This window comes from Flavobacterium supellecticarium, assembly GCF_004801375.1.
Lineage (GTDB): Bacteria > Bacteroidota > Bacteroidia > Flavobacteriales > Flavobacteriaceae > Flavobacterium > Flavobacterium supellecticarium.
Genome location: NZ_SSNZ01000002.1, coordinates 359,119 through 373,141, shown reverse-complemented (window position 1 = coordinate 373,141; position 14,023 = coordinate 359,119). Strand labels below are relative to the sequence as shown.

At 40.8% G+C, this 14,023-nt stretch carries 6 protein-coding genes and 2 tRNA genes; all 8 read left to right on the top strand.

Annotation, left to right across the window (positions count from 1 at the left end):
* Positions 1-89: 89 nt before the first annotated feature.
* A tRNA-Met gene (locus tag E6C50_RS06290) sits at positions 90-163 on the top strand.
* A gap of 42 nt (positions 164-205) precedes the next feature.
* Positions 206-277 (top strand) — tRNA-Glu (locus E6C50_RS06285).
* A gap of 303 nt (positions 278-580) precedes the next feature.
* On the top strand, positions 581-2,890 hold the full coding sequence (locus E6C50_RS06280) for a leucine-rich repeat domain-containing protein (protein WP_136402355.1): 2,310 nt from the start codon (positions 581-583) through the stop codon (positions 2,888-2,890).
* A 157-nt stretch (positions 2,891-3,047) separates the two neighbouring features.
* Positions 3,048-3,782, top strand: coding sequence for a sulfite exporter TauE/SafE family protein (locus E6C50_RS06275; RefSeq protein WP_136402354.1), 735 nt, complete (start codon positions 3,048-3,050; stop codon positions 3,780-3,782).
* A gap of 2 nt (positions 3,783-3,784) precedes the next feature.
* Positions 3,785-4,282 (top strand): molybdopterin-binding protein, encoded by a 498-nt coding sequence (locus tag E6C50_RS06270; RefSeq protein WP_136402353.1) that lies wholly within the window; start codon positions 3,785-3,787, stop codon positions 4,280-4,282.
* Between the two features lie 314 nt (positions 4,283-4,596).
* On the top strand, positions 4,597-8,631 hold the full coding sequence (locus E6C50_RS06265; protein WP_136402352.1) for a M14 family zinc carboxypeptidase: 4,035 nt from the start codon (positions 4,597-4,599) through the stop codon (positions 8,629-8,631).
* An 87-nt stretch (positions 8,632-8,718) separates the two neighbouring features.
* A complete protein-coding gene (locus E6C50_RS06260) occupies positions 8,719-13,242 on the top strand; it encodes a LamG-like jellyroll fold domain-containing protein (protein WP_136402351.1) in 4,524 nt (1,507 codons plus the stop codon).
* An 84-nt stretch (positions 13,243-13,326) separates the two neighbouring features.
* Positions 13,327-14,010: a carboxylesterase family protein gene (locus E6C50_RS06255; protein ID WP_136402350.1), complete on the top strand. Its 684-nt coding sequence runs from the start codon at positions 13,327-13,329 to the stop codon at positions 14,008-14,010.
* Positions 14,011-14,023 lie beyond the last annotated feature (13 nt).

Below are 14,023 nucleotides of genomic sequence, written 5' to 3'. Positions count from 1 at the left end.
AAAAATATTTTTTTTCAAAATATGTTTGGAAGGTTCAAATTTAGTCTTATATTTGCACCCGCATTCAAGGATGTAACACTAACAAAAATGGCGAGGTAGCTCAGTTGGTTAGAGCGCAGGATTCATAACCCTGAGGTCACGGGTTCAACTCCCGTCTTCGCTACGAAAAGTATTAAGTCGTTAATACTGTTTTTATTGAGATTGCGGTCCGTTCGTCTAGGGGTTAGGACGCCAGGTTTTCATCCTGGTAACAGGGGTTCGATTCCCCTACGGACTACAAAAAGTAAAAGAGCTTACAGTGATACTGTGAGCTCTTTTTATTTGGAATAAAATCCCGATGCCATTAAAAACGCATACACTACCGCATACGATTTGAAAATCAAATCATACTATTCGTCTCCTACAATTTACAATGCCGGTTTTATTCTTTTCCGTTACCATTTTTCAAGAGCATTTCTAAATTATTTTAACGGTGTAAATTCTTAATATTCTTTTTTCCCTTTTGCGTGAATTAAAACTTGCTATTACTCTATATTTAGTTACTTTTAGCGAAATTATCATTAAGCCTTGATTTAAAAAGATGGATAGTAGTATTAAAATTATCAGCAGACTGGAGAACGCTCTTAACATCAAATTGGAGCAATTGGAAAAAGGAGCCGAAATGAGCGGAAACACTTATGCCACTTCCAGCTATACAAAGGACGCTGTTCAATACGAGAAATTGACCGATTTACATCTTACAAAGCTACACTTTGAAAATTTCGCTGCTCTCGAACCTGTTTTCGAAACACTTTACGACCTGACTTTATCAGAATGCTCGATTGCCAATGCCCGGGAATTACATCAAATAAAGTTAAGTTATCTTACACTCGAAAAGTGTTCCATTTCCATTGATTCTAAAATCCATCATAAGCCCGATCATCACCTAAAATCACTCAAGCTTACCGATATAGCATTTGACAGCTTAAAGGCACTCACATCCGTATTTTATTCCGTAGAAAATGTATATATCAATCATTGTACACTGGAAAACATTTCTCCTTTCCTTTATACTGATTTTGCGGACAACTTATATATGGACAGCGTTACTCTGACTAACGAAGGAACTTTTGATCCCGACGTACCAAAGGCCAAGACGGCGCATCGTAATTTTCAACATTTGTATTTGAAAAACATGAGCATTCCCCATCCTGGTTTTTTCCTACCGATTTCCAAACATCTTGAGTATGTCACGTTTACCAAATGTACCGTTAGCAATATTCACGAATTAAATCTTTTCCCTCGATTATATAGCCTAAACATCGATGACACTGATTTTATTGCATCGGCAAACGACATCCAATACCAACGAGAATCTAAAGGAAAATTCACGCATTTAGATTTTAAAAATATGAAATTGAAGGATTTCGATTTCTTTGCCCCTATTTCGGACGGTTTAGCCGTTTTACGTTTGAACAATTGCGAAATAGAGAGTTTAAAAAGTATTTGTCAGTTCACCGATTTAAAAAAACTTTATTCACACCCTAATATACACGTAAATGATCGCAACATCCCGGATAATGCAAAACAATTTGAATTAACCGAATGCATCATTCAACCAAGAATTTATACCTGGGACAAGGTTTCTCCATTACCCGATTTTAACACCGAATTTCTAGCATCGATTGCTTCCTACACACGAAGTTTGACGATAGAAGGCTACAACCTGATCAATATCCATAACTTACAACACTTTTCCAGACTAAATAAATTATCATTTGATAAATGCACTATAGATCTGGATGATTATTCATTAATTGCACCCCAAATCCAACAGATTGTCTTTAAAACAACAGCAATTAAAAATCAGGAAGCTTTTCAGTATTTTACAGCATTAGAAAACCTAAAATTCACAACCAATACATCTGACAGCGGACCTGTTGACTTCAAAAAACTGTTACCCTTAAAAGCGCATTTAAAAAAGCTTACTATTAACGATTCGGATATTTTTGAACTAATTGAAAACATCGATGTTTTAAAGCACTTTACAGCATTGGAAAAACTTGACATCTGGGTAAATTCTCTTGAACTTGCTCAGGATATCTTATCAATTAAATTCCTTAAAGAACTTAATCTCTATATTGACGAACAAACGCCGGTAATTTTAGAAACCGCAATTCTGGACGTACAGCAGCTAAAAAACATGGAAAAATTAAGCCTGCAATCCTATGATCAAATACCTTTTAGAGGAATCGGTCATCTAAAATCCTTAAAAACACTCTCTATAGAATCGGATGGTGATGTCGAAAATTTAAACGCTTTGCCTTTACTGGAAAAATTATCCATAGAGGGAGGTGCCGTTATCAATAAATTACCCCGATTAGAACAGGTTAAAGTACTTGATATAAGAATAGACGAAGACTCTGAAGTAACCTCACTGAAAAACTTCCCCAACCTCGAAAAACTACAATTAAGCAACACAGAGGAAGAACAAAGAATAGACATTAGCGGATTAGAAAAATTAAAAGTCTTGGTATGTGAATGTTATGATGTTGATAACATCGTCGCTTTTGAAAACCTGCCTAGCCTTGAAGAACTGGATCTTTGTTATCGGGGCATTTCCATTTTACCCAAGCTGGACAAGCTTACCAATTTAAAAATACTCAATTTGTCAGAGAATCAAATTAAAAATATCGAAGGTTTGAAAAATCTAAAGAATCTGGAACGTTTAAACCTCTATGACAACGAAATCTCCGATTTCAGCATCTTGAACAAACTACCGAAGCTTCATGAAGTTAACGTTTGTGGCAATGGAATAACAAAAGAAGTTATCGAAAAACAACTTGATAAACCAGAGATATTGATTTGGTATGGTTTGCCTTATATTCCTTTTTCCATTCGTATTGATTAGAAAAACGCAAGCTTACAATCTATGGTAAGTATAAAGGGACTAGATTTGATTCGGACATAAAAAGACATTTACGGTCAGATTACGCTCAATTTAAACCACTCTTACTTCCCTGCCTTTAATAAGCATTAAATTTAGCAGACTCGTTTAAAATCCAGTCATGCCGCAGGAAGTTTTTTATCTTATTCTATTCCTCGTTGCCTTTTTATATGCATCGGTTGGGCATGGCGGCGCCAGTGGCTATCTCGCGTTAATGGCGTTATATGGCATTACTCCGGCAGAAATGAAACCAACCGCGCTTATTTTGAACCTCTTTGTTTCGCTAACCTCTTTTATTCAATATTACAACCGCGGTTATTTTCTAAAAAAAATATTTCTTCCCATTGCCAGCACTTCTATCCCTATGGCTTTTATTGGCGGGATGATCAATATAGAAGCCACAATCTATAAACGCATCCTCGGCTTTTTATTACTATTTCCAATACTACGTTTTTTCTTTTTTAAAAACATTCCCCACACAAATTTAAAACCCTGTAATCTGACTTTAGCCATGGCAACCGGAGGTAGTATTGGCTTGTTTTCCGGAATGATTGGCATTGGCGGTGGAATTATCCTGTCTCCTATTTTACTGTTATTACAGTGGACCAACCAAAAACAAACCGCAGCCATTAGTGCTGCTTTTATATTTGTAAATTCCCTCGCCGGACTCGCCGGAATGCTAACTCAGGGGCTATCTATTACTTCCGGTATGGCTTTTTATATCATTATTGCTTTTGCCGGAGGAATGTTGGGTGCCTATCTAGGTGCCCGAAAATTCAATCAGGACACATTAAAATATCTGCTTGCCATAGTATTGGTAATGGCTTCCTACAAATTATTATTCACAACCGCATAAAAATGAAAAAACTACTACTATTACTCCTTCTTCTCGGATTTAGCGGTATCGCTCAGAATTCCAACAGCATTACTCTGGAAACACCAACTACCAAACCCGTTATTGTGACTTACGAGCATCTTAAAACCTATACTATGCATTCATTAGACAGCCTTCAAATACTGAATCATATACTTCAATACAAAAGCACGCTAAGAAACTGCAAAGGTGTACTTCTTAAAGAACTATTAAGCGACGCAGCATTTGATACTCCATCCCCAAAAGCACTAAGTGAATACTACATTGTTTGTATTGCGTCCGATGGATACAAAGTCGTTTTTTCCTGGAATGAACTTTTTAACAGTCCTACCGGAGAACATACCTTAGTTGTAACCGAAGTTAACGGCATTCCCACTTCATCTCAAAAAGAGGGCATCGTAATTCTTACACCGACCGATTTCGCCACCGGAAGACGTTATGTAAAAAATTTAAAAGGAATCAAAATCGAACGGGTTAAATAAACCCGATTATCATACTATTTCTTATTCTCATTTTACCGTAATAGTTACTATTTAACACTCAGACATAGCACACTTCATCAAACAAATTTGTATTTTTATAAAAATATATCACATTTTGTAATAACACATTGTTACAATTTGTTGTTTTCACTATACATACTGTTGAATCTTAAAATAACCTTTTGATAACAACAAAGCATCATTTATTTAAAATAACATAACTATCTGTATTTTTTTATTTAATATACAATACTTACATATAAATTTATGTTAATTTTTTTTCATTATTTTTGAAAACCCAAAAGCATAATTATATGAAAAAAACTACATTAATTATTTTATTTCTACTATCCTCCTTAACTAATGTATTTGCCCAAACAGAAACAAATCTTGCCAAAGCACAACATTATTTAAAAACCAAAGGAGAAGTTATTTTCACTTTTCAGGCTGCCAACCAACAGCAGTTTAAAAAGCTGGCTTCTTTTTTGTCGTTAAGTCACAAAAGGGTCAATCAAGACGATCTGAAAGCTGAGGCTTATGCCGATAAACTTGATTTTGAAAAATTCCTGAAATACAATATTCCGTTTCAGGTTAGTACTGAAGACAATGAAATCCCAAGTGCTGAAGCCAGCAAAAGTGCTATGGCTCCCAATGCACAATGGGATACTACCTGGGATGCCTATCCAACCTATTCTCAGTATGTCGCAAAAATGCAGTATTATGCTGATACATATCCCAATTTATGTAAGCTGGAAAACATTGGTAGCACTCCTAATGGCCGTAATCTGTGGATTTTAAAAATATCTGACAATTGTCAGACCGATGAGGCCGAACCGGAATTTTTCTATTCTTCGTCCATGCATGGTGACGAAATCACTGGTTTTCCATTGATGATGCGTCTGATCGATTATCTGGTTACCCGTTACGGAACCGATCCGGAAGTAACCAATTTGGTCAATACTACTGAAATTTATATCAGTCCGCTTTCCAATCCGGATGGCTCTTTTAAAACCGCCGGGAACGATGTGATGAATTCAACCGGGAACGCCGCTACCCGAGCCAATGCAAACGGTAGGGATTTAAACCGAAATTATCCGGACCCATTAAATGGATTACATCCGGACACTTATGCTTATCAGCCGGAAACTCTGGCTTTCCTTGCTTTTGAGAAAACGAGAAATTTTGTGATGGCCGCCAATTTCCACGGTGGTGTTGAGGTGGTGAATTATCCTTGGGATGCCTACGCTTCGCCAAACCATCTGCATCCTCACGATAATTATTTTAAGTTTATCGCTAAAAATTATGCGCAATCCTGCCAGACCGCCAGTAATAACAATGGCTATATGGACGACGTATTTGCCGGTCAGTATCCCGGAACCACCAATGGTTCGCTATGGTATACTGTGAGCGGTGGCCGTCAGGATTACAACAACTATTATATGCACAATAAAGAGGTGACGATCGAGATTTCGACTACGAAATTCCCGGCCGCTTCTGAGCTTCCTAATTTCTGGAATTATAACAAACAGGCTTTTTTAGATCACATTAAACAGGCCAATTATGGACTACAGGGTAAAGTAACCGATGCTTCCGGCAATCCGATCAATGCAAAAGTTTATATTCCGGGTTACGATTTAAAAGGGGCCTGGGTTAAAACCGGTTCCCTTCACGGTGACTACTACAAATTACTAATCGCCGGAAATTATTCTATTACATTTGAAGCACCGGGTTATGTTTCGCAGACGATAGCGGCAACCGTTGCCAACAATGCGACTACGGTTTTAAATGTACAGATGGTCGCTACTACCGCCGAACCAACCGTTGCCAGTCCTACGATCTGTAAAGGAAAAACCGCCAGCTTGTCTACTGCCGATAGTGGTACGATTCGTTGGTACGATACCGCAACCAGTACAACCGCGCTTGCGACAGGAACTTCTTATACCACACCTGCACTAAACACTACGCGTTCGTATTATGTAGAACGTGAAGTAGCACTAGCCAATGTAGGCCCAGCTGCACCATCGGGTGCTGCAACGGGTAAAGCAGCGGTAGCCAACAGATATCTGGTATTCGATTGTACAACGCCAACGAAATTACAGTCGGTAACAATCCGTCCCAATGCTACTGGTGAAATATTAGTTGAATTACAGGATAATTCCGGTGCGATGCTGGAATCGAAAGTAATCCGTATTACAGCCAGCGGACCACAGGATATCGATTTGGATTTCTATTTACCGGCACAAAACAACCTACGACTGGTTTCCCGTGAAATCAATAATTTTAGCCTTTTCGTGGCTACGTCTGGTATTACCTATCCGATGACAAACAATACCGTGAGTATTAAAAGTAATAGCGGAACCGGAACGTTCTTCCAATTTTTTAACTGGAAATTCGCTCCGCTAAAAAGTGCCCGAAAACAAGTACAAGTAACTGTAAAACCGGATCCAGCTATCACAACCCTAACACCGGATACCGCTTTGGAAGGTGGCGCCAATTTTACGCTAACTGTAAACGGAAGCGGTTTTGTGAGCGGGGAATCGATCATCCGATGGAACGGTGTCAACAAAGCCACAACCTTTATCAGTGCGACACAATTATCAACTACCATTACCGCAGCGGATATTGCCAATGACGGAACTGCAACTGTAAGTGTGATCAATACTTGTAACAACTATGTAACGCCAAACACCAACTTTACCATACAAGGCGTTCCTTGCGCTACGTCCACTACCTGGAATGGCAGTAGCTGGAGTAATAGTGCACCGAATAATGACGTACACGCTATCATTAACGGGAACTTTACCTCAACAGCTAATCTGGAAGCCTGTTCACTTACCATTAATGGTACGGCTGTCGTGACCATTCAGTCCGGACATAACTTCATCATCAACCGTGAAGTTGCCGTGGCTCCGGGTGCTAATTTAATCATTCAAAACAATGCCAATCTGGTACAGGTCGAAAATGCGACCAATACGGGTACGAGTAATGTCTACCGAAACAGTTCACCTATGGTTCGTTTGGACTTTACCAATTGGGCTTCTCCGGTGGCGGCTCAGAATTTGCTGGCTTTTTCACCGCAAACCCTAACCAATCGTTTTTACATTTACAATCCGTTAAACGGACCAATCGGAGCGTATGAGACCATTAACCCGAGTACCAATTCCTTTACTGCGGCCAAAGGTTATCTTATCCGTACACCGAATACCTGGAGTACTACTACTCCAACCGTATATCCGGGTCATTTCACAGGCGTTTTAAACAATGGAAATATCAATATCGCCGTACAACGCGGTGCAACTACCGGATACAATCTGGTTGGAAATCCGTATCCATCAACAATTAACGCGATTGATTTCATCATTGCGAACATTAGCGGTACCGGAACAGTGAACACCTCTATCGACGGAAGTTTATATTTCTGGACACATGCGACACCTTCCAACCCATCGACTGGTTTATATCCGTTAAACAATTATGCAAAATACACCAAATTGGGCGGAACTGCGGCTCAGGCCGGTGGTGCTGTTCCAAATGGGATCATTCAGGTCGGACAAGGATTCCTGGTGAATGCCGTAACCAACGGAAGCGTTTCTTTCCGTAACAACATGAGGTTGATCAATAATGCAAATCAATTCTTTAAAAGCAACAACACACTCGCAATGGTGGAGCACGATGCTGTTGAAAAACACCGTATCTGGTTAAATTTAAGTGGTAATTCCGATGCCTTTAGTCAGATTTTGGTCGGTTATATGACCGGAGCGACTTTTGAAGCCGATTATGGTATCGATGCGAAAGATTTTGGCGCCAGTGGTGCCGCTTTATACAGTACAATCGGAAACGACGCCTATGCCATCCAGGGCCGTCCGGTTCCGTTTGACGACAACGACAGTGTTCCGTTAGGAATTAACCTACCTGCTTCCGGAACCTATACTTTTTCTATTGATCATTTCGACGGATTATTTAACGGCTCGCAAACTATTTTTGTAAAAGACAAGCTGTTGAATATCGTACACGATCTGAAGCTGAACAATTATAGCTTTTCAGCCGAAGAAGGTGTCTCGAACAACCGTTTTGAATTGGTTTTCAAAAATACAATGTTAAACAACCCGGATTTCGATGCCGATAATGCCCATATCAGCATCTACAAAAACAACAATGCCATAACGGTACAATCGGCTAAAGAAGATTTAAGCACGGTATCGGTATATGATTTATTAGGAAGACTGATTTATCAGTCACCGAAAATTGGTACGGCGACTTTTACAACCAACCTATTTACCAGCGAAACCGTTTTATTGGTTAAAGTGATTACCACTTCCAACCAGACAATTTTCAAAAAAGTACTTTAACAACATGGCGCTCTCAAAAGGGCGCCTGTAAACAACCAAAACTAAAGCCCCAATTATCTAAACTTATGAACAAAACTACTTACCCCTATGAGATCAACAAAATCTATTACGAGGCAATTACTGATATTGGTAATAAGCCTTTTACCTAAATTTTTATCGGGACAAACCACGCAACTCCATCAGGAGAATTTCGAAGTAACTTCTACCTGGACGCTCTCCGGAGCAACCCTAACGACTACTAATGCCTACCGGGGAACTTATAAAGCACAAATCCCGGTTAACGGGAGTTCTATTACCTCTCCGGTTATTAGTACCAGTGGTTACAACAAAATAGATGTCAGTTTCTTTGTCCGAGGAAATAACCTTAATAGCGCAGATAAAATAACGCTGCAATACCGCGACAATGCCACTGCAGCCTGGACCGATGTGAGAGTAGTCGAAAGAGGTGGTACCAATGTTCGGGACATTAATGACAACACCAATTATCATGCCCTATTCGGAACCATTTTTTCGACCTCATCAACTTTTTCGGCAACAAGTCAGTTTCGGTTTGTAACGACTACCGGTAGTACTTCCCGGCAATTCTTTATTGATTATGTAACCATCACCGGGACTATTAACAATACTATTGCTACCGGTCCGGGCGGAATTACCGCCAATCTGGAAACCTGGTTACGGGCCGATCAGGTCAATGGATCGACCGTAGGAACCGATGGTGCCAATGTTAATATCTGGACCGATCGCGGTAAAGGTAACGATGCCAAAGTAATCGATGCCTCTAATGCCGCACTAACCGTACGTCCGGTTTACCGTAACAATGCAACCAAAAACATTAATTTCAATCCGGTAGTAGAATTTGGAAATACTCCTGCCACTTCAGCTTCCAACTATACCTATCTTTCGAACAGAGCCGAAATGCAGAGTACTTCCGGTTTTTATTCCCATGACCTGTTTATTGTGGTTATTAATGACAATCCGGCCATTCTTGATGCCAATTCACCCAGTGTCGATTTATTTTGCGCGCAGTCTTCAGCTACAAATCCTTACGAAAAAGATGGTACCGGAATTGGTTTTGGAAAATATTCCATCCGTTTCGACAACGAGGTCGTAAGTTATTGTATCGGAAGCACACCGGAACCAACCCCCACCGATGTCAACGAAAGAGGATACGGACTGGCTCAGCTTAACGGTACCTATTCCGGTGTGAATATCATCAACAGCCGTCACAACAGTACCGCAACCAAACAGGAATTATACAGTAATGCTTTGAGTATTTCGAATACCGAAGTAGGGGTCCCAAAATGGATTACCTTACAAAACCGTCGTTACTGGCTGGGAAGAAGTCAGGTTTTTGACGGTAGTTTTGGTGGTCGTATCGCTGAGGTAATCTCCTATTCGGCACGAAAAAACGATGCGACCGAGCGTAACCGTATCGAATCCTATCTGGCTATAAAATATGGAATTACCCTGGGAACAAACGGTGTGAGTCAGAATTATGTAAACTCTGCCGGAACCACAATCTGGAACATTGCGCCAACCGGATTTAACTATGATATTGCCGGAATCGGACGTGACGATGCAGCACAGCTCAACCAAAAACAATCCAAAAGTATCAATTCTGGTGCGGTAATTACCATGGGATTGGGCGATATCCTAACGACCAACTCGGCCAATACCAATACGTTTGATGCCGATCGAAAACACCTGGTTTGGGGAAGCAATGGTCTGGCCATGACCACCAGCACTACACCGCTAACCTATACATTCGGCCCTTCTACAGTAACAACCACAACCGATATCACCAACAAACGATGGAAAGTCGTGGAAACCGGCGGTGATGTAGCCACTGTAAAAGTATCCTTAGCAACCACCGATCTTGCCAGCTTACCGGCACTTTCCGGGAATGATGCTTATGTGATGATCATCGCAAGTGATGCGGCCTTTACAACCGGTATCGATATGGTTTTTCTAAACACCAATGGAACCAATCAGGAGTGTTTCTACGATTTCGACGGAACCAAATACATCGCTTTCGGTGTGGCACACGAGGTAACATTATCGCGTCATATTACAATTGATGGCGTGGACGATGCCGTTCGCGTTGACAATAAAAATGATCTTACCGGAGCATTTACCATCATGGGATGGGCGCGTCCAACCGGATCGAACAATGCTACATCCGACAAAACAATCGTTTCCAAACACAACGGAACAACCGGTTACCGACTGGTTATCCAAAACGATAACAAAATCCGTATGGAATGGAACGGTGCTTCTTTAATATCGAATACAACTTTACCCAATAACATCTGGCACAATATTGCTGTCGTTTATACGGCCGGTACTTTAAGCATTTATATCGATGGAGTATTGGATCGAGCCGGAGTCATGGCAGCTCCTACCGCTACAACCAGTATTTTCACTATTGGTGCGGAATACCGAAACAAAAGCAGTATTGTCAATATTTTTAAAGGTGATCTTGACGAACTACGCATCTGGAACCGCGGACTTACGATAAGTGAAATCCGCTATATTATGAATCAGGAAATTTCAAGGTCCGGTGCCAATACATTGGGTAAAATCATGCCGTCGACCGTGACGAAAAATGATATCAGTGCGCTAACATGGGCCAGCTTAACCGCCTACTATTCGATGAATTCCTATATCGGAACGCATATCAATGACAATTCTTTAAATAAAAACCGGGGAAACCTTGTGAATCCAAGTAAGATTGATATCAATACACAAACAGCACCAATGCCTTACGACAGTAATGCAACGGGCTTGTGGAGCAATACCGCTATATGGACAAATGGTACCACTCAGGATTTACCGTATTCTTTATCAATCGTAGATGGTACGACATCCATTGACTGGAATATTGTGCGAACAGCTCATGATGTAACATCCTCTGGTAATAAAACCATGCTAGGCTTCTTTGTAAACGCCAATACTGTTTTTGCAACCAACGATTCTAAAATCGAGGTAAGCCACTTTTTACGATTAAACGGTAAAATTGACCTACAAGGCCGTTCCCAATTGGTACAAACCTATAATTCCGATCTGGATCCAACCAGCTCCGGATCAATCGAACGCGATCAACAGGGACAATCCAGTAAATACAATTACAACTACTGGTCGTCGCCGGTTGGACCAATCAATGCGACAACCAACAACAACAATTATACGGTAAACGGTATTCTACGAGACGGGACCAATGCGGCAGCTCCGGCAGCCATCAACTGGGTAAACGGTTATGATGGGTCGCCAACAACACCAATCAGCCTGGCGCGATACTGGATTTATAAATTCCAGAACCTTTCCGATTTGTATGCCAACTGGACACAAATATTTGAAACCGGTATACTATCGCCAGCCAGCGGGTTTACGTTAAAAGGAAGCGGCGCCGGAGCAGCAACTCAGAATTATGTTTTTGTAGGCAAACCCTATAACGGACGTATTACCAATACCGTAACACCAAACAATATTAATCTTAGCGGAAATCCATATGCTTCTGCTTTGGATGCCGAATTGTTTATTGCAGACAATGCAGCGGCAACAAACGGTTCCGTTTATTTCTGGGAACATTATCCAACCAATGCTACCCACATCTTGCAACAATATCAGGGCGGTTATGCTACCCGTAATCTTGCCGGCGGAACACCTCCGGTTTCGCCTCCGGGTATTAGTGGTCAGGGATCCAGTTCCCGTATACCGGGACGTTTTATTCCGGTGGGACAAGGGTTCTTTGTACATGCCAGTACACTGGGTGGTACCATTGTATTCGACAACAACCAACGTGCCTTCGTAAAAGAAGATGCCGCCACGTCGAACATAATGTTCCGAAACACCAATACCGCTGTAGCGGCAATGCCGGCTTCAGATCATTTTAACAATAACGACAACGATCCGGTAACGGTGACTTCAAACAGTAAAATCCGTTTAGGCTTTACGTCGAATACCGGTAACCACCGTCAGATTCTATTGGCTTTTATGGGCAATCAGGCTTCCGATGGTTGGGATTATGGTTATGATGGTGTTGTAATCGACGACGATTTACCACAGGACATGTTATTCCTTTTGGGTGACAAAAAACTGGTGATTCAGGGTGTGGGTCATTTTAATCCCGGTTCTATTTACCCGTTATACGTAAGAACGGATAATCCGGGCATTGTAAAATTCGAAATCGATGCTTTGGAAAATTTCAACCCGGATCAACCGATTTATATTCATGATAACAGCACCGGGCATTTCTATGATATTCATAATTCGGCCTTGGAAATAGCCGTTCCCGCAGGTGAAAATAAAAATCGTTTCTCCCTGTGTTTTGAAATGAAGAAGCTTTCGGTAACCGATAACACACTCGAAAACCTTACTGTAACCTATCTACAGGGGAATAATCAGATTCGTATTAAAAATGACCTGAACGATACTGTAGTAGAACAGGTAAGTCTTTATACTATTTTAGGACAACAAATCGGTTCATGGCGCACCAACACCATGGAACAGACCGAAATTTTGTTACCGGTACGCAATGCCAGCACCGGAACTTACATTATAAAAGTCGACACCAATAAAGGTTCCATCAGTAAGAAAACCATCATTAAATAATAGAAAGGCCTCGCATTTGAGGCCTTTTTTTATCGCACTTTTAATTCTAATAAAGTACCTTTGCACTCCAATCCCCCTATTCGCATGAAAACCTGTTTTATACTCCTCTTTTGCCTTTTTTCCATTACCCTGACACAGGCACAATTACAAGCCATTACCGATAAAACCGATTATCCGTTTTATATCAACCTGCCGGAACAGGAAGTCCTGGATCAAAAAGCACCGATTATCATTTTTTTACATGGTCGAAGTCTTTCAGGAACCAATCTCGAAAGAGTACGGCGTTACGGCGTATTAAAAGCCATCGAAAATGGTAAAAAAATCCCAGCTATCGTAGTAGCACCTCAATTGCCTTCCGGTCCCTGGGATCCGGATAAAGTTTTAAATGTATTGGAATATGTGCAACAAAATTATAACACCGATCCGTCGCGCATATATGTCTGCGGAATGAGTCTTGGCGGATACGGAACCATGCATTTTGCCGGAAAATATGCCGATAAAATTACCGCTGCCGTGGCTATTTGTGGCGGTGGGAATGTAAACGATGCCTGTAAACTGGCTACGATCCCGTTATGGATTCAGCATGGAAATAAAGATTTTATTGTTCCGTTATCGGAATCCAAAAAAATTGTAAAAGCCATCAAAACCTGTAAACCTGATGCCGATGTTACTTTTACGATTATCCCGGGCGGAAACCACAGTAACGTGGAAAATATATTCCGGAAAGATGCCGTTTATGACTGGATGCTAAAACAAGTCCGGAAATAACTCAAATAAAAAA

Coding starts and splice junctions, on each gene's coding strand:
- E6C50_RS06280 (WP_136402355.1), top strand. CDS start 581: ATGGATAGTAGTATTAAAATTATCAGCAGACTGGAGAACGCTCTTAAC.
- E6C50_RS06275 (WP_136402354.1), top strand. CDS start 3,048: ATGCCGCAGGAAGTTTTTTATCTTATTCTATTCCTCGTTGCCTTTTTA.
- E6C50_RS06270 (WP_136402353.1), top strand. CDS start 3,785: ATGAAAAAACTACTACTATTACTCCTTCTTCTCGGATTTAGCGGTATC.
- E6C50_RS06265 (WP_136402352.1), top strand. CDS start 4,597: ATGAAAAAAACTACATTAATTATTTTATTTCTACTATCCTCCTTAACT.
- E6C50_RS06260 (WP_136402351.1), top strand. CDS start 8,719: ATGAGATCAACAAAATCTATTACGAGGCAATTACTGATATTGGTAATA.
- E6C50_RS06255 (WP_136402350.1), top strand. CDS start 13,327: ATGAAAACCTGTTTTATACTCCTCTTTTGCCTTTTTTCCATTACCCTG.